The organism is Myxococcus sp. AS-1-15 (assembly GCF_020037055.1).
GTDB lineage: Bacteria > Myxococcota > Myxococcia > Myxococcales > Myxococcaceae > Myxococcus > Myxococcus fulvus.
Genome location: NZ_JAIQDF010000009.1, coordinates 354,341 through 379,120, shown reverse-complemented (window position 1 = coordinate 379,120; position 24,780 = coordinate 354,341). Strand labels below are relative to the sequence as shown.

General features: G+C 69.8%; 22 protein-coding genes. 17 read left to right on the top strand and 5 right to left on the bottom strand.

Annotation, left to right across the window (positions count from 1 at the left end; genetic code table 11):
• Positions 1-29: 29 nt before the first annotated feature.
• The gene (locus tag K8625_RS25055) at positions 30-992 is read left to right on the top strand and encodes an ATP-binding protein (protein ID WP_223784112.1); all 963 of its coding nucleotides are present in this window, start codon (positions 30-32) and stop codon (positions 990-992) included.
• 76 nt (positions 993-1,068) lie between these two features.
• On the top strand, positions 1,069-1,395 hold the full coding sequence (gene cutA / locus K8625_RS25050) for a divalent-cation tolerance protein CutA (protein ID WP_223784111.1): 327 nt from the start codon (positions 1,069-1,071) through the stop codon (positions 1,393-1,395).
• On the opposite strand, the gene K8625_RS25045 is transcribed toward cutA, so the two are convergent.
• On the bottom strand, positions 1,390-4,059 hold the full coding sequence (locus tag K8625_RS25045) for an ATP-dependent Clp protease ATP-binding subunit (protein WP_223784110.1): 2,670 nt from the start codon (positions 4,057-4,059) through the stop codon (positions 1,390-1,392). The genes cutA and K8625_RS25045 overlap by 6 nt on opposite strands.
• A gap of 230 nt (positions 4,060-4,289) precedes the next feature.
• Here K8625_RS25045 and K8625_RS25040 point away from each other — a divergent pair, with 230 nt between their 5' ends.
• On the top strand, positions 4,290-4,730 hold the full coding sequence (locus K8625_RS25040; protein WP_223784109.1) for a hypothetical protein: 441 nt from the start codon (positions 4,290-4,292) through the stop codon (positions 4,728-4,730).
• Between the two features lie 9 nt (positions 4,731-4,739).
• Here the strand turns inward: K8625_RS25040 and K8625_RS25035 are convergent, their stop codons facing one another.
• A complete protein-coding gene (locus K8625_RS25035; RefSeq protein WP_141324405.1) occupies positions 4,740-5,132 on the bottom strand; it encodes a LysM peptidoglycan-binding domain-containing protein in 393 nt (130 codons plus the stop codon).
• A gap of 405 nt (positions 5,133-5,537) precedes the next feature.
• On the opposite strand from K8625_RS25035, the gene K8625_RS25030 reads away from it, so the two are divergent.
• Positions 5,538-7,175, top strand: a complete 1,638-nt coding sequence (locus tag K8625_RS25030; RefSeq protein WP_223745725.1) for a nitrous oxide reductase family maturation protein NosD — start codon at positions 5,538-5,540, stop codon at positions 7,173-7,175.
• 148 nt (positions 7,176-7,323) lie between these two features.
• Here K8625_RS25030 and K8625_RS25025 read toward each other — a convergent pair whose 3' ends face one another.
• Entirely contained in the window at positions 7,324-8,517 is a 1,194-nt protein-coding gene (locus K8625_RS25025; protein ID WP_223784108.1) for an aspartate kinase, read from the bottom strand.
• A gap of 227 nt (positions 8,518-8,744) precedes the next feature.
• Here K8625_RS25025 and K8625_RS25020 point away from each other — a divergent pair, with 227 nt between their 5' ends.
• From K8625_RS25020 to K8625_RS24990, 7 genes are all read left to right on the top strand, one after another.
• On the top strand, positions 8,745-9,467 hold the full coding sequence (locus tag K8625_RS25020; protein ID WP_223745870.1) for an ABC transporter ATP-binding protein: 723 nt from the start codon (positions 8,745-8,747) through the stop codon (positions 9,465-9,467).
• A gap of 42 nt (positions 9,468-9,509) precedes the next feature.
• Positions 9,510-10,316 (top strand): ABC transporter permease, encoded by an 807-nt coding sequence (locus K8625_RS25015; protein WP_223784107.1) that lies wholly within the window; start codon positions 9,510-9,512, stop codon positions 10,314-10,316.
• Positions 10,317-10,352: 36 nt separating this feature from the next.
• Complete coding sequence (locus K8625_RS25010; RefSeq protein ID WP_223745722.1) at positions 10,353-11,912, top strand: GldG family protein; 1,560 nt, start codon at positions 10,353-10,355, stop codon at positions 11,910-11,912.
• Entirely contained in the window at positions 11,909-13,369 is a 1,461-nt protein-coding gene (locus K8625_RS25005) for a DUF4340 domain-containing protein (protein WP_223784106.1), read from the top strand. Before K8625_RS25010 ends, K8625_RS25005 begins: the two co-directional genes overlap by 4 nt.
• A gap of 216 nt (positions 13,370-13,585) precedes the next feature.
• Positions 13,586-14,662, top strand: coding sequence for a 4-hydroxyphenylpyruvate dioxygenase (gene hppD / locus K8625_RS25000; protein ID WP_223784105.1), 1,077 nt, complete (start codon positions 13,586-13,588; stop codon positions 14,660-14,662).
• Positions 14,663-14,692: 30 nt separating this feature from the next.
• Positions 14,693-16,030 carry a homogentisate 1,2-dioxygenase gene (hmgA, locus tag K8625_RS24995; protein ID WP_223784104.1) on the top strand — a complete coding sequence of 446 codons (1,338 nt, stop codon included), beginning with the start codon at positions 14,693-14,695 and terminating at the stop codon, positions 16,028-16,030.
• Positions 16,027-16,395 carry a Rieske (2Fe-2S) protein gene (locus K8625_RS24990; protein ID WP_223745718.1) on the top strand — a complete coding sequence of 123 codons (369 nt, stop codon included), beginning with the start codon at positions 16,027-16,029 and terminating at the stop codon, positions 16,393-16,395. The genes hmgA and K8625_RS24990 overlap by 4 nt, the downstream gene beginning before the upstream one ends.
• Before the next feature lie 9 nt (positions 16,396-16,404).
• Here the strand turns inward: K8625_RS24990 and K8625_RS24985 are convergent, their stop codons facing one another.
• Both K8625_RS24985 and K8625_RS24980 read right to left on the bottom strand, forming a co-directional pair.
• Positions 16,405-17,109, bottom strand: a complete 705-nt coding sequence (locus K8625_RS24985) for a metallophosphoesterase (protein WP_046714952.1) — start codon at positions 17,107-17,109, stop codon at positions 16,405-16,407.
• Positions 17,093-17,917 (bottom strand): nucleotidyltransferase, encoded by an 825-nt coding sequence (locus K8625_RS24980; RefSeq protein ID WP_223745869.1) that lies wholly within the window; start codon positions 17,915-17,917, stop codon positions 17,093-17,095. Before K8625_RS24980 ends, K8625_RS24985 begins: the two co-directional genes overlap by 17 nt.
• A 246-nt stretch (positions 17,918-18,163) precedes the next feature.
• Here K8625_RS24980 and K8625_RS24975 point away from each other — a divergent pair, with 246 nt between their 5' ends.
• The 6 genes from K8625_RS24975 to K8625_RS24950 all read left to right on the top strand — a co-directional run bounded on the left by K8625_RS24975 (position 18,164) and on the right by K8625_RS24950 (position 24,757).
• Positions 18,164-19,150 carry a hypothetical protein gene (locus K8625_RS24975; protein ID WP_223745717.1) on the top strand — a complete coding sequence of 329 codons (987 nt, stop codon included), beginning with the start codon at positions 18,164-18,166 and terminating at the stop codon, positions 19,148-19,150.
• A 25-nt stretch (positions 19,151-19,175) separates the two neighbouring features.
• Positions 19,176-19,718 carry a sigma-70 family RNA polymerase sigma factor gene (locus K8625_RS24970; protein ID WP_223784103.1) on the top strand — a complete coding sequence of 181 codons (543 nt, stop codon included), beginning with the start codon at positions 19,176-19,178 and terminating at the stop codon, positions 19,716-19,718.
• Positions 19,715-20,485: an ACP synthase gene (locus tag K8625_RS24965; RefSeq protein WP_223784102.1), complete on the top strand. Its 771-nt coding sequence runs from the start codon at positions 19,715-19,717 to the stop codon at positions 20,483-20,485. The genes K8625_RS24970 and K8625_RS24965 overlap by 4 nt, the downstream gene beginning before the upstream one ends.
• The gene (locus K8625_RS24960; RefSeq protein WP_223784101.1) at positions 20,482-22,083 is read left to right on the top strand and encodes a caspase family protein; all 1,602 of its coding nucleotides are present in this window, start codon (positions 20,482-20,484) and stop codon (positions 22,081-22,083) included. Before K8625_RS24965 ends, K8625_RS24960 begins: the two co-directional genes overlap by 4 nt.
• A gap of 11 nt (positions 22,084-22,094) precedes the next feature.
• Positions 22,095-23,057: a hypothetical protein gene (locus K8625_RS24955; protein WP_223745713.1), complete on the top strand. Its 963-nt coding sequence runs from the start codon at positions 22,095-22,097 to the stop codon at positions 23,055-23,057.
• A gap of 74 nt (positions 23,058-23,131) precedes the next feature.
• Complete coding sequence (locus tag K8625_RS24950) at positions 23,132-24,757, top strand: MFS transporter (protein ID WP_223745712.1); 1,626 nt, start codon at positions 23,132-23,134, stop codon at positions 24,755-24,757.
• Positions 24,758-24,780 lie beyond the last annotated feature (23 nt).

The window sequence follows — 24,780 nt, the reverse complement described above, 5'->3', positions numbered from 1 at the left end:
TTCACGAGGGGACGGGGAAGGGCTCTGCTATGGCGATGCGCGAGATGGGTGTGGGAGCGAAGGTGGGCGGCGACAGCTGCCGTGTGTGTTCCGGCCGGACGTACGTCATCGAACGGCAGGGAGACCAGGCCCAGGCGCGCGTGTGCGTGTGCTCGGAGAGCTGCTCCGTCTGCGAGGGACGTGGCCATGTGCTCGTGGAGCGAGAGGCCGTCTTCAGCCAGAAGGTGGGCCCCAAGCGCTACGAGGTGATGGAGCCGTGCACGTGCACGCGGCGGCGGCGGCGCGTGTCGCTCTACAACGAGGTGCGGCTGCCCGGCGTGGTGGCGCATGCGTCGTTCGACAACTACCGGGCCTTCAACGAGGCGCAGGACCGGGGCCGCGGCGTGGCGATGCACTTCGGCCACCAGTACGTGAAGGGCGCGACGTCCAAGGGCTTCATCCTGAGTGGCCCGGTGGGCACGGGGAAGACGCACCTGCTCGCGGCCACGCTCGGCCACCTGGTCATCGAGGTGGGCGTGCGGGCGCGGTACGTGGAGATCTCGCTGCTCTACGCCACCATCCGGCGCGGCTTCCAGGAGGGAAAGAGCGGCGGGGAGATCATCGGGCCGCTGTCGGAGGTGGAGGTGCTGGCCATCGACGAGCTGGGCAAGGGGCGCGGCAGTCCCTTCGAGATGGAGACGCTCGATGAGCTCATCGCCCGCCGCTACAACGCGGGGCGCACCACGCTGTTCGCGACGAACTACTCGCTGGAGCCGGAGAAGAAGCAGCGCACCCACGGGCCCACGGGCTACCGGACCACGGAGGACGCGCGCGCCGCGGTGAAGGACTACGAGCTGCTGCGCGAGCGCGTGGGCGAGCGCATCTACAGCCGCCTGTGCGAGATGTGCACCTTCGTGGAGCTGCCGAAGGACACGCCGGACCGTCGGCGCACGCGGCAGGAGATGGACTCGCTGCACAACCCGCCCGCGGGAATGCGCAGCGCGGGCCGCTGAGCGCTTCCGGGTCGGAGCCGGGTATTCCGGCTCACGACAGTGGACGTGCCCGCGGGTCCTTTGCGTCAATGCGCGGATGACCGACGCCATCCTCGTCCTCGTCACCGCGCCCTCCGCCGACAAGGCCGCCGAGCTGGCGCGAAGCCTCGTGGAGGAGCAGCTCGCCGCGTGCGGCAACATCCTCCCCGGGCTGCGCTCCATCTACCACTGGGAGGGCAAGGTGCAGGACGACGCGGAGGCGCTCATCCTCTTCAAGACGCGCGCCTCCCTCTTCGACGCCCTGCGCTCGCGCATCGTCGAGCTGCACCCCTACGACGTGCCGGAAGTCTTGCGCTTCGACATCGCCGGTGGCCATGCGCCCTACCTGGCCTGGATCCTGGACAGCACCCGCGCGCCGTCATGACGGGGCTGTCGTCGGCTCGGGCGTGACGGAGACACCGGCGTCCGCGGTGAAGACGAAGTGTCCGTCCTGGAAGTCGACGAGGATGCGCTGGCCCTCGCTCACCGAGCCTCGGAGCAGCATGCGGCTGATCTCCGTCTCCAGTTCGCGCTGGATGACGCGGCGCAGGGGCCTTGCCCCATAGCGCGGCTCGAAGCCCCGCTCCGCCAGCGCGTCGCGCGCCGCGTCCGTCAGCTCCAGGCGCAGGTTCTGCCCGTGCAGCTTGCGGCGGGTGGCCTCCAGCATCGTGTCGACGATGCGCCTCAACTGCGCGGGGTTGAGCGGATGGAAGACGATGATGTCGTCGATGCGGTTGATGAACTCCGGACGGAAGTGGCCGCGCAGCGCGTTCATCACCGCCTCGCTGGCGCGCTCCCGGCCCGTCTTCTCCTCGTCCTCCGAGCGCTGGAAGCCCAGCGCCGCCCTCGCGGCCCCCATCGCCTCCGAGCCCAGGTTGGACGTCATGATGATGACCGCGTTCTTGAAGTCCACCGTGCGCCCGCGTGAGTCCGTGAGCCGGCCGTCATCCAGGATTTGCAACAGCAGGTTGAACACGTCCGGGTGGGCCTTCTCCACCTCGTCGAACAGCAGCACCGAGTAGGGCCTGCGCCGCACCGCCTCCGTCAACCGACCGGCCTCCTCGTAGCCCACGTAACCGGGCGGCGCGCCGATGAGACGGCTCACGGTGTGGCGCTCCTGGAACTCGGACATGTCCAGGCGGATCATCGCGGCCTCGTCGTTGAACAGGTAGTCGGCCAGCGCGCGCGCCGTCTCCGTCTTCCCCACGCCCGTGGGCCCCAGGAACAGGAACGAGCCGATGGGCCGGTTCGGGTCCTTCAGCCCCGCGCGCGCACGGCGCACGGCTTCAGCGATGGCCCGGAGCGCGTCCTCCTGCCCCACCACGCGCTGCTTCAGCGCGTCTTCCATCTCCAAGAGTCGCTGGCTCTCCTCCTGCTGCAGCTTGCGCGCGGGGATGCCCGTCCACTCGCTCACCACGGTGGCGATGTCCTCGGGCGTCACGGAGGGCTCGGTGACACCGCGTTTCAATTGCCACTGGGTCCGCAGCCCCTCCAGCTCGGTGCGCAGCGTCTCGATTTCGCCCTTGAGGCGGCTGGCCTCCTCGTAGCGCTCCCCCGCCACCGCGGCGCTCTTGTCCTTCTCCTTCTGCTCCAGCATCGCCTCCACCTCGCCCAGGCGGTCCGGCGCGGTGCGCGCGCCCAGGCGCACCATGGCGGAGGCCTCGTCGAGCAGGTCGATGGCCTTGTCCGGCAGGAAGCGGTCATTGACATACTTGTCCGACAGCTCGACGGACGCCGTCAGCGACGTGTCCAGAATCTTCACCCGGTGGTGCGCCTCGTACGCGTCACGCAGCCCGCGCAGGATTTCGATGGCCTGCTCCGGCGTGGGCTCCGCCACCATGACCGGCTGGAAGCGCCGCTCGAGCGCGGCGTCCTTCTCGATGTTCTTGCGGTACTCGTCCAGCGTCGTGGCACCCAGGCACTGGAGCTCGCCCCGCGCCAGGGCGGGCTTGAGCAGGTTGGACGCGTCCACCGCGCCCTCCGCGCCGCCCGCGCCCACCACCGTGTGCACCTCGTCGATGAAGAGGATGATCTGCCCCTTGAGGGCGCGAATCTCATCCATCAGTCCCTTGAAGCGCTCCTCGAACTCGCCCCGGAACTTCGTGCCTCCCAGCACGCTGCCCAGGTCCAGCGACAGCACGCGCTTGTCCTTGAGCACCTCCGGCACATCCCCCGAGATGATTCGCTGCGCGAGCCCCTCCGCGATGGCCGTCTTGCCCACACCCGGCTCGCCGATGAGCACCGGGTTGTTCTTCGTCTTGCGGCTCAAGATGCGGATGACGCGGCTGATCTCCTTCTCGCGCCCGATGACCGGGTCCAGCTCGCCGGCTCGCGCGAGCGCGGACACATCCCGCGTGAAGCGCGTGAGGTTCGGAGGCAGGCCTCCGCCCCCCTGACGGGCTGCGCCTCCGGGCGCGGGCGTGGCCGGGCCCCCTATCGAGGCCATCAGGCGCTTGCGCAGCTCGTTGACGTCGACGCCCGAGAGGAACTGCGCGGCGAAGCTCTCCGCCTCCATCAGGATGCCCAGCAACAGGTGCTCGGGACCGATGAAGCTGTGCCCCATCTGCAGGGCCTGGAGCCGCGCGATCTGGAGCACGCGCTTGACGCCGGAGGACAGCGCGACGACGGCCGCCTTGCGCGGCTCGCGGCGCGGCATCACCGCGTCCAGTCGCGTCTCGAACTCGTCCACGGGCGCGCCCAGGTGCTTGAGTGCCTCGCGCAGCTCCGGCACCGAGTGCAACAACGACAACAGCAGATGCTCGATGCGCATCCGCTCATAGCCCGAGTCGAGCGTCATCCGCGCCGCGCGCTCCAACACCTGCTGCGCCATCTCCGACAGCTGCGTGAGCAGGTTCTCCCGGCTCCGCGGGCGCGGGCCCATCAACTGCTCGACGAGGCTCTCCAGGCTGCCGAAGCCGTTCGCTCCGCTCAGCCCCACGCCCATCGCGCTCGCGCAGTGGTTGCAGAGCTGGAGGGTCGTCTCCTGTCCCTCCATCCGCTTCTTGAGCTGGACCGCGGCCGGGCGCGTTCCACAGTTCTGACACAGCATGGTCGACGACCTCCGCGCTCCACTCCCTCGGGCAAGCTAGGGACGGAGGCGGGCGTGGGGCTCGGCCACGAGCAGGCGTGCTGACGAGGCGCCCTCCTGCTCCTCGGAGGGTGGACACGCATGAGCGCGTCACCTCACCCCCGGGGACATTGCCCCCGCGTGAGGCCGGCCGCACATCTTCCTTTCGGGTCAGCCCCAGGGGAACATCGGTCCGAGCGCCCCGGAGAGCCATGTCGCCTCGCCTGACCCTCCCAGCCCGTTCCGCACGCCTCGCCCTCCTGGGCGCCACGGTGCTGTGTGCGTGTACTTCGGGACGGGTCGCGTCGCGGGATGAGGGCGCCGAGCGCATCGCGGCCATCATCGGGACACCGGAGCGCGAGGAGCCCATCCCCGAGGGCATCGTCTTCGTGCCGGACACGACGCCGCTGCCCGAGGAGGACTCGCTCGCCCTGAGCGACGCCCCCGAGCCGCCCCGTCTCCCGGAGCGGGTGGAGCGTGGATGGCCCTGGGCGCCCTACTCCACCGGACCGCTGCTCGGCATGTGCTCGCGGCCGCCGCACCGGGCCATCCTCCCGGCCCCCGTGCCTCCGGCGTGTCTGCTGGCGCCAGGCACCATCCGCTTCCACCTCACGCCGAGGCCCGGTGGCAGCATCCCGGGCCTGCTGCCCTGACCGGCTCCGTCAGGCCTGCGCAATCGACTTGGGCGGCAGCTTGAGCACCTGGCCCACCTTGATCTTGTCCGGGTCCTTGAGCTGGTCCTTGTTGGCCTCGAAGATCTTGGGGTACAGCTTCACGTCCCCGTAGATGTCCTTGGCCAGCTTCCCCAGCGTGTCGCCGGACTTCACCGTGTAGAGGCCGTACGGCTCCGCGTTCGTCACGGTGAGGTTGACCATGATCTCCTGCTGCCAGTTCGCGTGCTTCGCCTTGATCTGATCCCAGATGCGGTCGCGGTCCCACGCGTGGTCCACCGAGCCCTTGAGGATGAGCTTCCCGTTCTCCTCTCGGGACTCGACCTTCGCGCCAACCGTCTTCGCCACCTCGAGCACGTCCTGATAGTCGTTCTGCAGGGCCATGGGCGCTCCTCCTGTCGGGTCCGGTCGCACGATGTCCACGCAGCGGCCAGCGTGCGAGGCGGCGCACTGTAGGCACGCCCGCCTCGACTCCTGTCTCGCCCTCCAGGCCCTCGTGTTCGCCGCGTAACGGACACCGTCGCGAGTGACTGCCTCGTCGCTCGACGACGGGCCTTGCGAGCCATCGCCGCCCGTCAGGTGGCCGAGCACGAGTGACGTTCCATCGGCTTGGCGCTTCGTGGTACCGGAATGGACCGAGCTACGGCCCTCCTTCACCAGTGCTTCTCGCGCGGGAAGGAAGACAGGTCGCCTGCTTCACGAGGGAACGGACGGCGCGGGGAGCCAGAATAGCGCTCGCCCTCCCGGACGTTCATTGGCTCGCTCACCCCCCAGAGGAGTCAACCCCCCATGTCCACGCTGCGCAGCCTGTGCCTCATCGGAGCTTTCTCCGTGGGAGGCCTCGCCTGTACCGGAAACACGGAGTCCACCTCCCCCTCGGGCGCCATCCCCAACCCCACCCGCCCCACCCTCCCGTCCACCGGCAATCCCCAGCAGCCCGAGCCGGACCCCACGCCCCCCGTCACGGAGATTCCAACACCGTCTCCAACGACGCCCACCACTCCGGACACGCCCTCACCCGAGGCGCCCACCGAGCCCCAGTACTCCCGCGAGTGGTTCGTGAGTCCGGCCGGCAACGACTCCGCGGCCGGCAACGAGTCGAGGCCGCTGCGCACCATCTCCAAGGCCATCACCCTGGCGGGTCCAGGCGAGATCATCCGCGTCCAGGCGGGCACCTATGCGGAGAAGCTGGTGTTCGACTCCAGCGTGCGCGCGGGCACCGCGAGTGCGCCCATCACCCTGCGTGGTGAGGGCAAGGCGAAGATCGTCCCCACCTCGGGCGGGTGGTACATGGCGCTCGTGCAGCGGCCGAACTGGCGCATCGAGGGCTTCGAGTTCGACGTGCGCGGCCAGCGCCAGGTCGCGGTGACGTTCGCCGGTGACACGCAGGGCAGCGTGCTGGCGAACAACGACCTGCACCACGGCTCCTTCGGCAGCGGCATCAGCACCGACGCCGGCGCGCGGGGCGTCACCATCGAGAACAACCACATCCACCACTTCGCCCAGGGGAGCACCGACTCCCACGGCGTCGTCATCGCCCCCACGTCGAAGAACATCACCGTGCGCGGCAACGACATCCACGACAACTCGGGTGACTCCGTGCAGTGCCTGGGGCCCGAGGGCTTCAGCAACGACGCGCCCGCCGCCGGGGTCCTCATCGAGGGCAACGACATGTATGACAACCGCGAGAACGCGGTGGACATCAAGACGTGTCACGACGTCACGGTGCGCGGCAACCGGATGCACGGCTTCACCAAGTCCGCGACGTCGCGGGGCGAGGCAATCGTGGTGCACTACTCCGCGAAGAACATCATCATCGAGGACAACGACATCTCGCAGTCCTCGCTGGGCGTCGCCATCGGCGGCAACCGCTTGAATGCCCCGCCCACCAACGTGTCCATCCGGCGCAACCGCATCTTCAACCTGAAGACGCCCGAGGGCTCCGCCATCCGCATCGAGAACGGCGTGGACGTGCGCGTGCTGCACAACACCGTGACGGGGACGAACGGGTTCGCGCTGGTGCTCGGCCACGGCACGGGGGGCGACTCCACCAACGTGGCCGTGCGCAACAACATCTTCGACACGAAGAACGCGGTGCACCTGGGCCACAGCGCGCCGGGCTTGAAGATGGAGTCCAACCTCTACCGGCCGGGCGCCAACTTCACGACGGGCAACTTCTTCGTCCCCGAGCTGTCGTGGGTGGGGACGTTGTTCGCCGCGTGGAAGCAGCAGGAGGGCCAGGACGTCACCTCCATCGAGGCGCTCAACGCGCTGGTCGACACGGACTCGCTCGAGCCCGGGCCGGGCGCGGTGGACAAGGGCATGGACCTGGGCCTGCCCTACTGCGGCGCCGCGCCGGACGTGGGCGCCATCGAGTCCGACTGCCCCACCGCCATGCAGACGGCGACGGCGGAGCTCACCGAGTAGCACTCAGGTGATGACCTCCCACGCGGGCTGTCGCGTGGGAGGTTGCTTCGCGCGGTGAGTCGCGAGTTCGAGGCTCGCGGCCGCCGCCCGCGGTGCACGGCCTCACGCATCCGACATGCGCGGGCCGTGTCGACATCGGTCTTCGCTTCTACGCGCCGAGCAGCTCGCGGTGCAGCCGCGCCGTCAGCGGCTTCAGGTGCGGCTTGTCCACCAGGAGCGTGAGCTGGAGCGGAGACGTGTGCGCGGCATGCACCTTCGCGCCCAGCTCCTCGGCCGCCGCCAGAGACTGACGCAAGGGCGCCCAGTCCGCGTTGAGGCCCACGCCCACGCATGTCACGGTGCCCAGCTCCTCGCGCCACGTCACCGCCGCGCCGAAGCGCGTGGCCAGCTCCTTGCGCAGCGCCTCCGGCCCGTGGATGTCCGCCAGCGGCACCAGCAGGTACGCGTGCCCGGCGCCCCCAGTCAGCCCGTCGTACCCGAGCGAGCGGCCTCGCACGCCCCGGGCGTCCAGGAACTCCAGGAGCTCCGCCAGCGGCACCTCGGCGCCCGCCGCGAGCACCGCCAGCTCCGCGTCCGCGGTGACGCCCTTGATGCGACTGTCCGACGGCGCGGTCAGCTCACGCACCACCGTGCCGCTGCCCTCCGCGTGCGCCGTGCGCGCGAGGATGGCGATGCCGCGCGACTTCGCCCACTCCACCGCCTGCGCGTTGAGCACCTTGGCTCCCGCGCTCGCCAGCTCCTGCATCTCGTCGTAGCTCAGCGACTCCAGCTTGCGGGCGTCCGGCACCACGCGCGGGTCCGCGCTGAAGATGCCATCCACGTCCGAGTAGATCTCACACGCCTCCGCCTCCAGCGCCGCGGCCAGCGCCACCGCCGTCGTGTCCGAGCCGCCGCGCCCCAGCGTGGTGACCTCCTTCTTGTAGGACACGCCCTGGTAGCCGGCGACGATGACCACCTTGCCCCGCGCCAGCTCGTCGTGGATGCGGTAGGGCCGCACCTCCACGATTCGCGCCTGCGCGTGCGCGTCCGTCGTGATGATGCCGCTCTGGCTGCCCGTGAAGCTGATGGCCGGCACCTCCATCTCCTGGAGCGCCATGGACAGCAGCGCCATGGAGATGCGCTCGCCGCACGTCAGCAGCATGTCCAGCTCCCGCCGCGCGGGGTCCGGGGACACCTGCTTGGCCAGCGCCAGCAGCTCGTCCGTGGTGTCGCCCATGGCGCTCACCACCACCACCACCTGGTACCCGGCGTCGCGCTTGTCCTTCACCCGGCGCGCCACCTTGCGAATCTTCTCCACGTCGGCCACCGACGAGCCGCCGTACTTCTGGACCACGATAGGCATGAGCGTCTCACTACCCTTCTTGGGCGTGTCCGGGGAACCACACCGGAGTGGAGTCTTGCAGGAGCCCGGCCAGCGAAGGGAAGCACCCAGGCCGCTCGCCGGGCGTCGCCTTGACACCCCGAAGACCCCTCCTATAGTCGGCGGCGGTTCTGCCCGGGCCGTCCGAGACACACCTCCACGGCCGGCGGCCCAGGTCGAGCACGTCTTCCTGGAGCCTCCCCATGGCGATGATCGAGGTGCAGCACCTCACCAAGCGGTATCGCGACCGCGTGGCCATCGACGACCTCACCTTCAGCGTCGAAGAGGGCGAAATCCTCGGCTTCCTCGGGCCCAACGGCGCGGGCAAGTCCACCACGATGAAGATCCTCACCGGCTTCCTCCCCGCGTCGGAGGGAGTGGCCCGGGTGGGTGGCTTCGACGTCCACCGGCATCCGCTCGAGGTGAAGCGCCGCATCGGCTACCTTCCGGAGACGCCGCCGCTCTACCCGGAGATGACCGTGGAGAGCTACCTGCGCTTCGTCGCCTCGCTCAAGCGCCTGCCCTCGCGTGAGCAGAAGACCGAGGTGGAGCGCGTGGCCGCCCTCACCGGCGTCACCCATGTGTTGGGCCGCGTCCTCGCGAACCTGTCCAAGGGCTACAAGCAGCGCACCGGCATCGCCCAGGCGCTGCTCGGCTCGCCGCCGGTGCTCATCCTCGACGAGCCGACCGAAGGGCTCGACCCCGCCCAGCGCGCCGAGGTGCGCGCGCTCATCAAGAGCCTCGCGGGCAGGCACACCGTCATCCTCTCCACGCACATCCTCCCGGAGGTGACGATGACGTGCGAGAAGGTCCTCATCCTCAACCAGGGGCGCATCGCCGCCTACGACGACCTCCGCAAGCTGGCCGGAACCCAGGGCACCGCCGAGAGCGCGTCGCTGGAAGAAGTCTTCATCAAGCTGACCGCCGCCTGAGCGCGCGCCTTTCGTCCCTCTTCCAAGGAAACCCGTCGGCCCATGCGCATCGCCCTGGCCATCGCTCGCAAGGAGCTGTCCCTCTACTTCACCACCCCGTGGGCCTATGGCGTCTTCACGGCGATGGTGGCGCTCTCGTCGTTCTTCTTCGTGGGCCTGCTGGAGCGATTCCAGCAGGTGCAGGAGATGGCGCGGCGCACGAACTGGTCCCAGCTGCCCGAGGACTTCACCGCGTACCGCAACCTCACCGACGGCGTCGTCGTCCAGCTGTGGGGCATCGTCATCATCATCACCCTGTTCGTCGCCCCCTTCCTCTCCATGCGCCTGTTCGCGGAGGAGAAGCGCAACAAGACCCTCGAGCTGCTGATGACCGCGCCGGTGCGCCCCATCGAAATCGTGCTGGGCAAGTACCTGGGCGGAGTCGGCATCATCTGCGCCACGCTGGGCCTCACGCTCGTCTTCCCGGTGGTGCTCTCCGCGTTCGGCAAGGCGGACTCCGGCACCGCGCTGGAGTGGTCCACGGTGATGCTGGGCTACGGCGGCATCCTCCTGTGGGGCGCGACGTGCATGGCGGTGGGCATGTTCATCTCCGCGCTGACGGAGAGCCAGATGCTCGCGGCCTTCCTCACCTTCGCGGTGCTGCTGCCGTGGATGCTGCTGTCCGGCGTGGCGCAGGGGGCCGAGGAGCCGGCGCGCTCGGTGCTGATGCACCTGTCCTTCGACGCGCAGCTGCAGAACCTGCTCAAGGGCATCCTGGACGTGAAGAGCTTCGTCTTCTTCGCCTCCGTCATCGTCTTCTCGCTGGTGCTCACGCACCGCACCGTGGAAGCGCGACGCTGGGTCTCGTGACGTGGCCCGCCCTCACGTGAAAGGCAACCCCCGGACATGAACGCGACCCTCATCGGCAGGTACCTGGGCGCCTTCGGGCTGCTGCTCCTCGTCTCCAGCCCCTTCACCCTCTTCATCACCTCCGGCAGCCTCATCGCCTCGGGGGTGAAGGCGGGCGTGGGCCTGGCGCTCGTCGGCGTGTACCTGGCCACGAACCTGAAGCAGTTCGGCCAGCTCGCCACGCGCAAGTCGAGCACCTTCTTCATCACCTCCGTCCTCACCGTGCTCGGCGTCCTGGGCGCGCTGGTGGGCATCAACTACGTGGCCCATCAGCAGGCGCCGCAGTGGGACTTGACGAAGGAGCGCATCCACACGCTGGCGCCGCAGACCATCGCCACCCTGGGCACGATGCCGGAGAAGGTGAAGGCCATCGGCTTCCTGCCCCCGACGCACGAGTCCTACGCGCTGCTGGAGACGCTCTTCCAGCGCTACCACGCGGAGGCGCCGGCGAAGTTCGAGTACGAGTTCAGGGACCCGCGCCGCTCTCCCGAGATGGCCTCGAAGTACCAGCTCAAGGAAGGTCAGGCGAGCGTGGTGCTGGCACGCGGCGAGTCGCACACGACGCTCGCCGCTGTGTCCGAGCAGGACCTCACCAACGCGCTCATCAAGCTGGGCGCGGTGGGCACCCAGCGCGTCTACTTCATCACCGGGCACGGCGAGTGGCCTCTCGACAAGGATGAAGCCGCGCCCTCGGACCCGGGCGGCTCGCTGTCGGAGCTGCGCCGGCAGCTGCTCCAGGAAGGCTACGCCGCGGAGGCCATGTACCTGGTGGGCACCACGGACATCCCCCGCGATGCCTCGCTCGTCGTCATCGCGGGAGCCCGCGTGCCGTACACGCAGCCGGAGGTGGCCGTGCTGCGCAAGTACCTCGCGAGCGGTGGACGGCTCGTCTACTTCACCGACGCGGGGCTCGTGGATGGACTGGGCGAGCTGCTCGCCGAGCACGGCATCCTGGTGGACGAGGGAATCGCCGCGGATGCGCAGTTCAACAGCGGCAACCCGTACGTCGTGCAGTCCCCCTTCTACAGCACCCACGCCATCGTCGCGCCGCTCAAGCAGCGGGGCCTGAACGTGGAGCTGCCCACGCCGCGCAGCCTCACCGTGCTGCGCGAGGGCATGGCCGAGGGCGTGCGCGTGGAGCCGCTGGTGCACACCTCACAGCACGGCTGGGTGGAGACGAAGCCCGACGAGAACGCGGTGCCGTCGGATGGAGAGAAGACGGGCCAGCTCACGCTCGCGGCCGCCATCGTCCGCGACACGAAGGACGCCGCCGACAAGCGCTTCGACGAGGCGCGGCTCGTGGTGGTGGGCGACTCGGAGCTGCTGTTGGACCCGAACTGGGGCCACGAGCCCAACCGCAACCTGGTGATGAACACGCTGGGCTGGGCCTCCAACCAGGTGACCAAGGTGACGATGCGACCTCCGGACCGCGAGGTGTCGACGCTGGAGCTGGATACGGACGCGATGGACCACATCCGCTTCATCTCCACCGACCTGATTCCCCTCTCCATGATGGGCCTGGGACTGGCCATCTGGCTGACGCGGCGGAACAAGTGAGCGCCTCGCGCGGAGGGTTCGTCGCGCTGCTCGTCCTCGGCACCGGAGCGCTGCCCGCGTGCAAGGAGTCCGGGCCGCGCGAGCCACGTGAGCAAGCCGTGGCGGAGCAGCTCTTCGCGCCTCCGACAGGGACGACGACGGGCAAGGACGCGGCGCCCGTGTTCACCCGCATCACCGTTCGCGCGCAAGGTGACACCACCGAGCTGGAGCGTGGGCCGGACGGTTCGTGGCGAATCGTCGCGCCCGTGCAGGCCCGCGCGGAGCCGGCGGCCGTGGAGGCCCTGCTCGAGACCCTGGAGCGCTCGAAGTCGAGCACCCTGGTGGCCGAGGCCCCCACCGACGCGGACCTGAAGAAGTACGGGCTCGACTCGCCCGTGTTCACCGTGACGGCGCAGGCCCAGGTGTCGGGCTCGCCGCACGCGGTGACGCTGCATGGCGGCGTCGAGAACACGTTCGATGGCTCCGTGTACGTGCGCCGCGAAGGAGACCCCAAGGTGTACGCGGCGCAGGGCTCCGTGCGCTGGAGCCTGGACAAGGACACCTTCGCGCTGCGCTCGAAGGAGCTGCTCGGCGAGCTGGAGGTCACCGCGCTTGCGGGCATCGAGGTCCGCGCTCGGACGCACACCTACGTGCTGGAGCATGAGAAGGGCACCTCGCGCTGGCGGCTGACGAAGCCCGTCTCCGAGCGCGCGGACGAGGCCCGGGTGTCCGCGCTGCTCAAGGCGCTGAAGGAGCACCGCGCGCTCTCCTTCCCCAAGGACACACCGGAGACTCGCAAGAAGCTCGGCCTGGAGGCGCCGCTGGTGGACGCGCGCTTCACGCGGACCTCGGGCGACACGGTCCGCATCCGGATGGCGCAGGTGATGGAGGACGGAGCACCTCGCTTCCACGCGCTGCGGGAGCAGGGCTTCGTCGCGACGCTGGCCGAGGTGCCCGAGGGCGCGCTCGACGTTCTGGACGTGGACGTGCTCGAGCTGAAGGACAAGCACGTGCTGAGCTTCCGCCGCGAGGACGTGCGGCGCGTGGTGTTCCACCCGGGCGGCGGCGCGCCCGCCATCACCCTGGTCAACGTGGCCGAGGGTGACGGCGGCACCGAGTCCTGGCAGGTGGAGGCGCCCGTGAAGGGCAAGGCGCAGCACTTCCGCGTCGTATCGCTGCTGCGCGCGCTGGGCGCCATCAAGGCCACGAGCTTCGGTGAGGCGAAGCCCCGGAGCTGGGCGAAGTACGGCATCGACGACGCCTCGCGCGGCGCGGTGCTGCTGGGTGCACAGGGCCAGGAGCTGGCGCGACTGTGGCTGGGCACCGAAGTCCCGGAGTCCTCCGAGCTGCGCTACGCCCGAGGCTCCGGCCCCGAGGTGATGGAGGTCTCCGTCGAGGGCCTCGCCCTGCCCCAGCGGGCCGAGGACCTGATGGACGCCGCGCCCGCAGCGGAGCCCGCCAACGCACGCGGCCCGTGAGGGCGCACACGGCCGCATCGTGACAATCCACTACGTCGGAAAGGTGACGCGGCGCGCCGCCGGATTTGACGCGCACCTCGTGCACATTCGCGTGGGCCTTCCCTCGGGAGATGGTGCGGGCCGCTGACATTCTCTGGCAATTCTTTGTGCTTTCCTCCTCCTCCGCCCCTCCCTACCTTTTGGTCACACTCGTAGATGATGTTCGGAGGCAGTGTCATGGCGACCACGGCGGAAAACCCGATTGGGCTGAATGGCTTTGAGTTCGTGGAGTTCACGAGCCCCGCGCCCGAGGCGATGGTGGCGCTGGTGGAGAAGCTGGGCTTCACGGCCTACGCCAGGCACCCGACCAAGGCGCTGGTCCGCTACAAGCAGGGCGACATCAACCTGCTCATCAACCAGGAGCCCACGGGTCAGGCCGCCGAGTTCCGCGCCGCGCACGGCCCGTCCGCCAACGCCATGGCGTTCCGCGTGGCCAATGCCCGCGCCGCGTACGAGCTGGCGCTGGAGCGTGGCGCCGTCGCCGCGGACCCCGCCGCCAGCTCCCTGGGCGAGGGCTTCTATGTGCTCCAGGGCATCGGTGGCAGCCTGCTGTATCTCATCGACCGTCACGGCGCGGCCGGCACCCTCTACGACTCCTGGGTGCAGATTCCCGGCGCCGCCGAGTCCGAGGCGAAGAACAGCGTGGGCCTGGAGTCGCTGGACCACCTGACGCACAACGTGCGCCGGGGTCAGATGCGCACCTGGTCGACCTTCTACAACCGCATCTTCGGCTTCACCGAGCAGAAGTACTTCGACATCAAGGGCCAGGCCACGGGCCTGTTCAGCCAGGCGATGATCGCCCCGGACCGCGCCATCCGGATTCCGCTCAACGAGAGCCAGGACGAGAAGTCGCAGATCGAAGAGTTCCTGCGCGAGTACAACGGCGAGGGCATCCAGCACCTGGCCCTGTCCACCCAGGACATCTACGGCACCGTCGAGCGGCTGCGCGCGCGCGGCGTGGACCTGCAGGACACGCTGGAGGCCTACTACGACCTGGTCGACAAGCGCGTGCCCAACCACGGTGAGGACCTGGAGCGGATGCGCAAGAACCGCATCCTCATCGACGGCAACGAGCAGGAGGGCCTGCTGCTGCAGATCTTCACCAACAACCTCTTCGGCCCCATCTTCTTCGAGATCATCCAGCGCAAGGGCAACGAGGGCTTCGGCAACGGCAACTTCCAGGCCCTGTTCGAGTCCATCGAGCTGGACCAGATCCGCCGCGGCGTCATCAAGGTGGAGAAGTCCCGGAAGTAGCTCCCGGCCCGACTCCGGAGGAACTTCACGGTGAGCCTCGAGAATCGAACCGCGGTACCTCCGAAGAGCGGGCTCCGAAAGGCGCCCGGCGACTACCTCTCCGGATTCGGCAACGAAGTGGCGACGGAGGCCGTCTCCGGCGCGCTGCCCGTGGGGCGCAACTCTCCGCAGAAGGTCCCCTTCGGACTGTACGCGGAGCAGCTGTCCGGCACGGCCTTCACGGTGGCGCGCCGGGAGAACAAGCGCTCCTGGCTGTACCGCCTGCGTCCGAGCGCCAACCATCCCGCGTATCAACCCCACCCCCAGGGGCTGGTGCGCGGCGGTCCCTTCGACGAGGTGCCGCCCTCGCCCAACCGCATGCGCTGGAGCCCCCAGCCCGTGCCCACGGAGCCCACGGACTTCGTCGAGGGCCTCATCACCTACGCCGGCAACGGCGACACGGCCACGAGCTGCGGCATCTCCATCCACCTGTACCGCGCCAACCGGTCCATGACCGACAAGGTGTTCTACAGCGCGGACGGAGAGCTGCTCCTCGTCCCGCAGGCGGGGCGGCTGACGCTGGTGACGGAGATGGGCGTGCTGGAGCTGCGCCCGGGTGAAGTCGCCGTCGTGCCGCGCGGCGTGCGCTTCCGCGCGGAGCTGCCGGACGGCCCCGTCGCCGGCTACATCTGCGAGAACCACGGCGCGCTCTTCCGGCTGCCGGACCTGGGCCCCATCGGCTCGAATGGACTGGCCAACGCGCGCGACTTCCTCACGCCGGTGGCCGCCTTCGAGGACGTGGACCGTCCGACGCTGGTGGTGCAGAAGTACCAGGGCCGGCTGTGGGCGTCGCGGTTCGACCACTCACCGCTCGACGTGGTGGCGTGGCACGGCAACCTGGCTCCGTACAAGTACGACCTGGCGCGCTTCAACACCATCGGCACGGTGAGCTACGACCACCCGGACCCGTCCATCTTCACGGTGCTGACGTCGCCCAGCGAGTCGCCCGGCACGGCCAACTGCGACTTCGTCATCTTCCCGCCGCGGTGGATGGTGGCCGACGACACGTTCCGGCCGCCCTGGTTCCACCGCAACGTGATGAGCGAGTTCATGGGGCTGGTGCAGGGCGTATACGACGCCAAGGCCGGCGGCTTCGCTCCGGGCGGCGCGTCGCTGCACAACTGCATGAGCGGGCACGGTCCGGACCGCGCCAGCTACGAGCAGGCCATCAAGGCGGAGCTCAAGCCGCACAAGATTCAAGACACGATGGCGTTCATGTTCGAGTCGCGCTGGGTCATCCGCCCCACGCGCTTCGCCATGGAGACGTCGTCCATGCAGCTCGACTACGACGACTGCTGGGCGGGCTTCGAGAAGGCCCGTCTGCCTTGAGCCTTCCGACCCGGCAGCGCGTCTGGACGACGCCTCCTGATGTCACGCTGTGCCCGGTGGACTCCCTCTCGGACCCGGGCGCGCGCAACTTCGTCCTCCAGATAGAGGAGGCCTTCTTCCACGGCTTCCTCGTGCGCCACAACGGCCAGGTCCACGGCTTCGTGGACCGGTGTCCTCACGCGGGCCTGCCGCTGGCGCGCGTGCTGGACCAGTACCTGACGCCGGACAAGCAGCACCTGGTCTGCGGCTGGCACGGCGCGCTCTTCCGCCCCGACGACGGCAGGTGCGTGGGAGGCCCGTGCAACGGCGCCTCCCTGACGCCCTGGCCCGTGAAGGTGGAGGACGGCATGGTCGTCACCACCTGAGCGGCGGCGCTACACCTCCAGCAGCACGTAGCGCTGGTCCGGCGTGTGCTTCGTGAGCAGGGGCATGGCGACGTTGAAGACGGGGATGCCGCTCTTGGTCTTCCCCTGCAGCGAGCCGTGGTGCGCGTGTCCGTGGAAGACCGCCTCCGCGCCGTAGTGGTCGATGGGCATCGCCAGACGGCTGGTGCCCAGGAAGGGGCGGATCTCGATGTTCTCCCCCTCCAGCGTCTCCGGAATCGGGGCGTAGTGCATGATGATGACCTTGCGTGGCGTGTCCAGGTGGCTCAGCGCCGCCTCCAGCTTGAGCGACTCCGTCACCGCCTCCTGCACGAAGGCCTTGGTCTGCCCCTCACCGAAGGCCTGCAGCGTCGCGTTGCCGTAGCCGCCGCCGAAGCCCTTCACCCCGGCCACGCCGAGCACCTTCTCGAAGATGTAGTGGTCCCCGTCGAGGATGTGCACACCGGCCTTGGCCAGCTCCGCGCAGATGTCCTTCACGTGGCCCTGCTCGTAGTCGTGGTTGCCGAGCACCGCCGCGCACGGCACGCGCAGCGCCGAGAGGTCCTCGGCGAGCACCTTGCCCTCCTCCACCATGCCGCGGTCCGTGAGGTCCCCGCACAGCACCAGCAGGTCCGCCGTCGCGTTCACCTGCTTGACGAGGTGCCGGAACCGGCCGTGCTGGTCCTCACGACAGTGAAGGTCACCGACCGCCGCCAATCGAACCTTCGAGCTCGGATCCCTCGCCACGCTCGCCCCCCAGTCGTCGTTCGCTCTCGTCCCAGGCCCGCCCGTCCCCGAACCCCCAGTGGTGGATGTCCACGTGGTAGTTCACCTTGGAGACGAGGTTGCCCCGACACAGCTTCTGCTCCCAGCCGCCGTCGCGCATGCTGTCCAGCGTGCGCCGCATCAGCTCCGCCATCACCCAGTCGGGGATGAGGTCCCGCTCGGAGGGATAGGCGAAGCGGAACATCATGAGGTGGCTGAGCAGCACCTCCCAGTACCGGTCGAAGCGGCGCATCAGCCGCTCCCAGTCCATCTGCTTGCCCGCCTTGAGGATGAGGTGGTTGACGTCCGCGCCGTCGAAGCGCTCGCGCTCGGCGACGAACGCCTTGGACCAGATCATCTCCTCGGCGGGCGCGACCAGGCACTCGTGTCCGAAGATGGTGGAGGTCCGCGCGTGCTCGAACCACCCGTCGTCCACCACCGCCACACCGTTGCCGGACGAGAAGATGAAGTCGACGAAGTACTCCCCCTTGAAGGCCTTGTAGAGCCACACCTCGTCGGTGCGCTCGGTGCGCCAGCCGTCCTTCCCCAGGACCTCCAGCGCACGCGCCGCGTCCGCCTTGCGGGGGAACAGGTCCAGGTCCTTCGTGTCACGATAGATGCCGGTGTAGGTGGCGTATGCATACGCGCCGCCCACCACGAAGGGCACCCCCGCCTCACGCAGCAGCCCCACGGCCCGCGCTCGCGCGTTGAGCTCGTCCGAGGTGCGCTCGCGCTCGGCCAACGCCGCGTCGGTGCCCATCTCGCCAGGATGGTTGGGGTGTCGTTTTTCCATGGGCGAAAGGTAGGGACGCTGCATTTCCATCGTCCGAAAGCCGCCCGAAGTCGCCCGAGGAGCAGCCAGGCGGCCTTCAACCCCCTGGAATCACGGAGGCTTTCAAGGTCCGCCGGACGCCTTTTCTGTTTTCCGACGGGGCTGTGTCCATAGGAGCGAACACGCTGCCGCACGGCCCGCCGGGGGCCATCCGAACAGGAAGGAAGAAGGACCATGCTGCGCAAGAGCCTGCTGTGTGCCGCCCTGATGCTGGTGGGTTGTGACTCCGACAAGAAGCAGGACGTGGAGTCGTTCCGCCAGGGAGTGCCCTCCAAGCAGATGGTGGAGGTGTCGTCGCCGGGACCGACGGGCGACGGGCAGGGCAAGACGTCCGCGTACTACGGCGAAGGTCAGCTGTCGGGGAACTACCTCCTCACCGCCACCGCCGCCGTGAGCATCAACGCCGCCACGCTGAGCGTGCTCGGGCTGGTGGCGGAGATCGTCAAGCACCCGCCCTCCTCCATCGACGGGGACATCGCCGTGTGGGGCCCGCACACCGGCCCCCTGGACCCCCTCACGTGGAAGCTGACCGTCAAGCACACCGGAGGCGACACGTACTCGTGGGTGCTGGATGCCAAGGGCCGGCTGGAGCCGGACTCGGGCTTCAAGACGGTGCTGTCCGGCTCGCACACGGCGGGCGTGGACGGGGATGGCGAGCGGCTGTCGGGCTACGGCTCCGGCCAGTTCCTCATCGACTTCGAGAAGGAGCGCGCGCTGCCCGGCAACGAGGCGGGCGAGCAGCCCCTGGCCACGCTGGAGGTCCGCTACTCGCGCACCGGGCCGAACGCGACGGCGTCGGTGGAGGCAGACTTCGACTACACCAACACGGGTGACCTGGTGACGAGCGCGAAGTATCGCTTCAAGCAGGCCCCGGGCTCCGGCGGTGAGCTGGACTTCGTGTCGCAGCAGGACATCGACGCGGACCCGACGCGCGCGAAGCTGGAGCGGCTGGCCATCAAGAGCCGCTGGGAGCGCGACGGGTCTGGCCGCTCGGACATCAAGCTGTCGGGCGGGGACCTCTTCGGCGAGGCCACCGTCAACGAGTGCTGGGACCCGGGGCACATGAGCACCTACTACGCGGCCAGCTACAACCCGGTCATCGGCTACGGGGCGGTGAGCGCCTGTGGCGGGTTCAGCACCGCGGTCTACTCCTCGTTGTGAGGCGGCTCGCGCTAGTCTGGGGTGCGTGACAGCTCCGCGCCAGCCGGCCCTCCGGGTCATCCAAGGCGGTCCCCTCCCGGACCGGCGTGACTTCCTGCGCGAGCTGTACACGCGGTACGGCGGCAGCGTGATGGGACGCTGCCGCTATCTGTTGAAGGACGCGGCGAAGGCGGAGGACGCGATGCATGACGTCTTCGCGCGCGCCCTGGCCCACGCGGAGGACTTCCGCGCGGACGCCTCGCCGCTGACGTGGTTGATGAAGATCGCCACCCACCACTGCCTCAACCAGCTGCGCTCGGAGCGCGCGGGCTGGAGGCAGTGGTTCGAGCGCGACGCCGCCGCGCGCTCGGAGGGACACGGCGGGGACGGTGAGCTGGAGACGCGGGACCTGGTGCGCCGGCTGCTGTCGAAGGTGGATGAGGAGACGCAGGCGGCGGTGGTCCACTACCACGTGGACGGGATGACCTTGGAAGAGGTGGCCGCGATGCTGGGGCGCTCGGTGCCCACCATCCGCAAACGGCTGGAGCGCTTCGCCGATCTGGGCGGAGAGGAGCTGAGGGTTCGATGAGCGCGCACGAGTCGGAGTGGACACTGCGGCGCCTGAGGGCCGGCGAGCTGGCCTCCCCCGAGGCCCATCGCGTCCGGGCCCACGCGGCCGGCTGCGTCACCTGCGGCGCCGTGCTGAAGGGACTCGAGGAGCACCAGGCGCGCTTCGAGGCGGAGCACCCCTTCGAGCGCTTCGAGGCGGGCGTCGAGCGCGCCCTGGAGCGCCAGCAACAACAGCGGGCCCCGCGCCCTCCCCCCCGGCGCTGGGTGCCCGCGACGGTGGCCCTGGCCGCGTCGCTGCTGGTGGTGGTGCTCGCGAAGCCGCTGCTGGAACAAGGCCCGGAGTGGAACCGGCGCAAGGGTGGCGGCGACGCAGCGGAGCTGCGCATCGGCGGCGGCACGGGCCCGCAGCGCGAGGCACGGCCGGACAGGCCCGAGGCGCTGGAGCCCGGCGAGCGGGTGATGCTGGGCTACAAGGCGGGCGCGCACCGGTACATGGCCGCCGTGTCCGTGGATGCCATCGGCGAGGTGACGGCGCTGCATCCGGAGTCCGGCGCCAGCGTGGCGGTGGAGCCCGGCACGGAGGTGCACTGGCTGGAGGGGAGCTGGGAGTTCACCGGCTCGGGCGTCGAGCGCGTGGTGCTGGTGCTGGGTGACGAGCCCTTCGCGGTGGAGTCGCTGGTGGAGGCGACGCGGCGCGCGTTCGCGGCGGCGGGCGGCGAGGTGGAGCGGATGGCGCCGCTGGACGTGAAGGGCGCGCAGACGCACTGGGTGCTGCTCAAGCCATGAGCCCACCCCTCTTCCCATTCGGGCGGGCCCTGGGCCTGGTGCTCGCGCTCACCGTGGCCTCGGTGGCGCACGCGGACAGCCTGCGCCGCTTCGCGCTGATTGCCGGCAACGACGAGGGCGGCGACGAGACGCGGCCCCTGCGCTTCGCCCGCGACGACGCGCGCAAGATGCACGGGCTGCTGGCGCGGCTGGGCGGCGTGGCTCCCGGCGACGCGAAGCTCCTGCTCAACGAGACGTCGAAGGACTTCCTCGCGGCGCTCACGGACCTGGAGGCGCGCGCGAAGGCCGCCCAGGAGCGGGGCGAGCGCACGGCGCTGCTCGTCTACTACTCCGGCCACGCGAAGGACGGCACGCTGCGGCTGGGCAACACGCGCCTGGGCTTCGATGACTTGAAGCGCCGGCTGTCGAGCGCGCCCGCGGACATCCGCATCGCGATTCTCGACTCGTGCCGCTCCGGCGCGATGACGCGCACCAAGGGCGCGCGGCGGGCCCCGGCCTTCGAGATCGAGTCCGGCGCGTCGCGCGACGCGCGGGGCCTGGTCATCCTCACCTCGAGCGCGGCGGACGAGGACTCGCAGGAGTCGGACGCGCTGGGCGGCAGCTATTTCTCGCACCACCTGGCGAGCGGCCTGTTGGGCGACGCGGACCGCAGCGGTGATGGGCGGGTGACGCTGTTCGAGGCGTACTCGCACGCGTACGCGCGCACGGTGGCGGACACCGCGGCGAGCAGCGGCGGCGCGCAGCACCCCACGTTCAGCTACGACCTGGCGGGCAACGGGGACCTGGTGCTCACGGACCTGCGCGCGGGTGGCGACGGGCTGGTGGTGCCGCGGGTGGCGCCTCCGGGCATGTACTACTTCGTGGACCCGGCCGGGCTGGTGGTGGCGGAGCTGGACAAGACGGACGGCGTGGAGCGCCGCGTGGCCCTGGCGCCCGGCACGTACCGCGTGAAGCGCCGGCTCCCGGACAAGCTGCGCATCGGCGAGGTGCAGGTGTCGCGCGGACAGCCCGTGGTGCTGGAGGAGTCGCGCTTGAGGGACGCGCCCTTCTCCGACGACCCGGTGAAGGGCGTGAGCCTGGACGGTGGCGCGTGGTGGACGCTGGGCCTGTCCGGCGCGGTGCAGTCCTACTTCGACGCGCCCACGCGCCAGTCGCTGTTCCTCTCGGTGGGCCTGCTGGGCGCGGAGGCGCAGCTGCACGACTACTTCCGACGCGACTGGGTGTGGGGCGTGGACGTGGCGCTGGGGCGCAAGCAGGCGCTGTTGGACCTGCCCACGTTGAGTGGCCCCGCGTACCGGTACTCGGTGACGAGCCTGGGCACGACGCTCGCGTCCGAGTGGCCCCAGGGACGCGTCACCCCCTTCGTCGGCGCGCGCATGGCGTACCTCGTGATGCGGCGCGACTTCGAGGAGGCCGCGTATCCGGACCAGAAGTTCGCGATGTTCTCACCGGGGCTCGTCGCGGGGTTGCGCTGGCAGCCCTTGCGACGCCTGCACGTGACGGGGCGTGCCCGGCTCCACTACCTGCTCTACACCGTGGACGAGCAACGCTCCCTGGGCTTCTGGGAGCTGGGCGCGCTCCTCACCTACCGGCCATGAAGGAGCGTTCGATGCGATACCTGACGCCCATCTGCCTGTGTCTGGCCCTGGCCGCGTGCGGCGGCGACTTCTCCAACGACGACCTGGAGTTCCAGAACGCCATCCCCCGGCGCGAGGACCTGATGGCGAAGGTGCTCGGGCAGGAGCAGGCGAAGACCCGGGCCCTGCGCGTGGCGTCCAAGGTCCACGCCCTGCGACTGGGGAGGCTGGGAGAGGTCTCCGGCATCGTCGGCGACACGTCCGAGACGGGCCGCGACTTCAACGACTCGGTCGGCAACATGCTGCAGGCCATCGAGAACATCCGGACCCAGCCGGCGACCTCCCGCGGCCCCAACCGTCGGGTCTGGGGGCCGTTCCCGGGCAGGAACGACATGAAGTTCGACACGCGCTTCGTGATGACGCGTGAGGGGGGCCGCTTCGACTACCACCTCCAGCTTCGCGACGTCGGCGAGGGTGAGGGCGACTGGTGGAGCTTCCTCTCCGGCCACTTCGAGGCGACCGGCGGCGTGCGCCGGGGGACGGGCGGCCTCATCCTGGACCTGAAGCGCTCGCGCGAGGAGGGGTACCTGGGCGTGGACGTCATCGACCGGCAGGAGATCCACTACCAGACGCAGACGTTCCCCACGCGGGTGGAGCTGGTCTGGACCTTCGCGGACACCACCCGGCCCCTGCCCTCGCGCTACGTGTACCGGGAGGGCGAGGGCGGCGTGGCGGAGATGACCTTCGAGCTGGCCCAGACGGACTTCGTGCTCGGGGGGTTGAAGGAGGACATGGCGCTCACCACGCGCTGGGCGCCGGACGGCCGGGGCCTGGGCGCGGTGGAGATATTGAAGGGCGACATCCCGGGCGCGAAGTACACCGAGTGCTGGGATGCCCAGGGCAAGGTGACGTTCATCGCCCGCTCCTGGGACATCTTCAATCCGACGGAGGGCGTGCGAGCCTCCTGCCCGGACCTGTCGGCGCTGGACCGGTGACCGGCCAACCCTCCGAGCGCAGGAGCGCGGGACGGCCTGGGCCCCGCACGCGGCTGGTATAGAGTCCGCCGCCTATGAGCGAGCAGGGCGGCAAGAGTGGGGAGAAGCGACCGGGGACGTGGGCCAGCCTGGCTCGGGCCATGGCGTCCTGGCGGACGGCCTCCGTCACCCTGCTCTCGTTCTCCTCGGGTCTGCCGCTGGGCCTGGTGTGGATCGCCATCCCGGACTGGCTGCGCAGCATCGGCGTGGACATCCGCGTGGTGGGCCTCATCACGCTGGCGCAGGCGCCCTGGTCCTTCAAGTTCATCTGGTCGCCGCTGATGGACCGCTACGTGCCGCCCTTCTGGGGACGGCGGCGGGGCTGGATGGCGGTGGCGCAGGTGGCGCTGTTCGCCACGACGCTGGCGCTCGCGGGGCTGGGAGAGCATCCCGAGGCCGCGTGGGTGGTGGGCGCGCTGGCCATGGCGGTGGCCTTCGCGTCCGCGACGCAGGACATCGCCATCGACGCGTACGCGGTGGAGGTCTTGCGCAAGGAGGAGCAGGGCGTGGCGGTGGGCGCGCGCGTGGCGCTGTACCGCGCGGCCATGTTCATCGCGGGCTCGGCGGCCATCACCCTCGCGGGCCGCGTGTCGTGGAAGTGGGTGGTCATCGGGCTGGCGACGCTGTACCTGCCCATGCTCGTCATCACCCGCTTCGCGCCGGAGCCCGAGGAGCGGCTCACCCCGCCCAAGTCCCTCAAGGACGCCGTCTGGTATCCGTTCGTGGGATTCCTGTCGCGGCACCGCGCGCTCGAAATCCTCGCCTTCGTCTTCCTCTACAAGCTGGCCGACAACCTCGGCGGCACGCTCTTGCGCCCGTTCCTGGTGGACATGGGCTACAGCGACCTGCACCGCGGCGTGGCGCTCGGGACGATTGGCCTGTTCGGCACCATCCTGGGCACGCTGGTGGGCGGCGCGTGGACGACGGTGCTGGGGCTGGGCCGCGCGCTGTGGGTGTTCGGCGTCATCCAGATTGTCTCCAACATCGGCTACGTGCTCGTGGCCAGGGCGGGCGCGCCCAACGTGTGGCTGATGTACAGCGCCATCGGCTTCGAGCAGGTGACGCAAGGCCTGGGCACGGGCGCCTTCTCCGTGCTGCTGATGCGGCTGACGCAGAAGCGCTTCTCCGCCACGCAGTTCGCGCTGCTCTCCAGCCTGTTCTCGATTCCGCGCGTGGTGGCGGGCCCCATCGCCGGCTTCCTCGTGTACTCCATCGGCTGGGAGCCCTTCTTCTGGTTCACCATGGTGGGCGGCATCCCCGGCCTGCTGCTGCTCGCGCGCTTCGTGCCGCTGGGCGTGAGGGACCCGGACTTCGACGTGCAGAGCCGCCCCACCACGCGCGCCGTGAGCCGGCCGATGATGGTGGGCAGCGCGGCGCTCGCGGCCGTGGTGGGCATGGGCCTGGGCCTGGTGACGACGGCGCTGCTCACCGCGGTGCAGAACCTGCGCAAGACGCCCCAGGCGGGCTTCGACTTCGCCACGCCCTTCGGCGCGCTGTTCCAGCCGGCGGGTGTCACCGACTGGGTGACGCTGGCGAGCATCATCGTCTTCGGGTTGACGGTGGGCCTGCTCACCGCCGCCGTGCTCGCCGCGCGCTCCGGGGCCTTCTACCTGCCCGAGCAGGAGGCGCCCCCCTCCCCCTCCGGCGCGCCCAGTCCGTAGCGGGACTTCGGGCGGGTCTCGGT

Excerpts from the sequence above, each read along its gene's own strand:
- K8625_RS25055 (WP_223784112.1), top strand. The coding sequence starts at position 30 with ATGGCGATGCGCGAGATGGGTGTGGGAGCGAAGGTGGGCGGCGACAGC.
- cutA (WP_223784111.1), top strand. The coding sequence starts at position 1,069 with ATGACCGACGCCATCCTCGTCCTCGTCACCGCGCCCTCCGCCGACAAG.
- K8625_RS25045 (WP_223784110.1), bottom strand. The coding sequence starts at position 4,059 with ATGCTGTGTCAGAACTGTGGAACGCGCCCGGCCGCGGTCCAGCTCAAG.
- K8625_RS25040 (WP_223784109.1), top strand. The coding sequence starts at position 4,290 with ATGTCGCCTCGCCTGACCCTCCCAGCCCGTTCCGCACGCCTCGCCCTC.
- K8625_RS25035 (WP_141324405.1), bottom strand. The coding sequence starts at position 5,132 with ATGGCCCTGCAGAACGACTATCAGGACGTGCTCGAGGTGGCGAAGACG.
- K8625_RS25030 (WP_223745725.1), top strand. The coding sequence starts at position 5,538 with ATGTCCACGCTGCGCAGCCTGTGCCTCATCGGAGCTTTCTCCGTGGGA.
- K8625_RS25025 (WP_223784108.1), bottom strand. The coding sequence starts at position 8,517 with ATGCCTATCGTGGTCCAGAAGTACGGCGGCTCGTCGGTGGCCGACGTG.
- K8625_RS25020 (WP_223745870.1), top strand. The coding sequence starts at position 8,745 with ATGATCGAGGTGCAGCACCTCACCAAGCGGTATCGCGACCGCGTGGCC.
- K8625_RS25015 (WP_223784107.1), top strand. The coding sequence starts at position 9,510 with ATGCGCATCGCCCTGGCCATCGCTCGCAAGGAGCTGTCCCTCTACTTC.
- K8625_RS25010 (WP_223745722.1), top strand. The coding sequence starts at position 10,353 with ATGAACGCGACCCTCATCGGCAGGTACCTGGGCGCCTTCGGGCTGCTG.
- hppD (WP_223784105.1), top strand. The coding sequence starts at position 13,586 with ATGGCGACCACGGCGGAAAACCCGATTGGGCTGAATGGCTTTGAGTTC.
- K8625_RS24980 (WP_223745869.1), bottom strand. The coding sequence starts at position 17,917 with ATGGGCACCGACGCGGCGTTGGCCGAGCGCGAGCGCACCTCGGACGAG.
- K8625_RS24975 (WP_223745717.1), top strand. The coding sequence starts at position 18,164 with ATGCTGCGCAAGAGCCTGCTGTGTGCCGCCCTGATGCTGGTGGGTTGT.
- K8625_RS24965 (WP_223784102.1), top strand. The coding sequence starts at position 19,715 with ATGAGCGCGCACGAGTCGGAGTGGACACTGCGGCGCCTGAGGGCCGGC.
- K8625_RS24960 (WP_223784101.1), top strand. The coding sequence starts at position 20,482 with ATGAGCCCACCCCTCTTCCCATTCGGGCGGGCCCTGGGCCTGGTGCTC.
- K8625_RS24955 (WP_223745713.1), top strand. The coding sequence starts at position 22,095 with ATGCGATACCTGACGCCCATCTGCCTGTGTCTGGCCCTGGCCGCGTGC.
- K8625_RS24950 (WP_223745712.1), top strand. The coding sequence starts at position 23,132 with ATGAGCGAGCAGGGCGGCAAGAGTGGGGAGAAGCGACCGGGGACGTGG.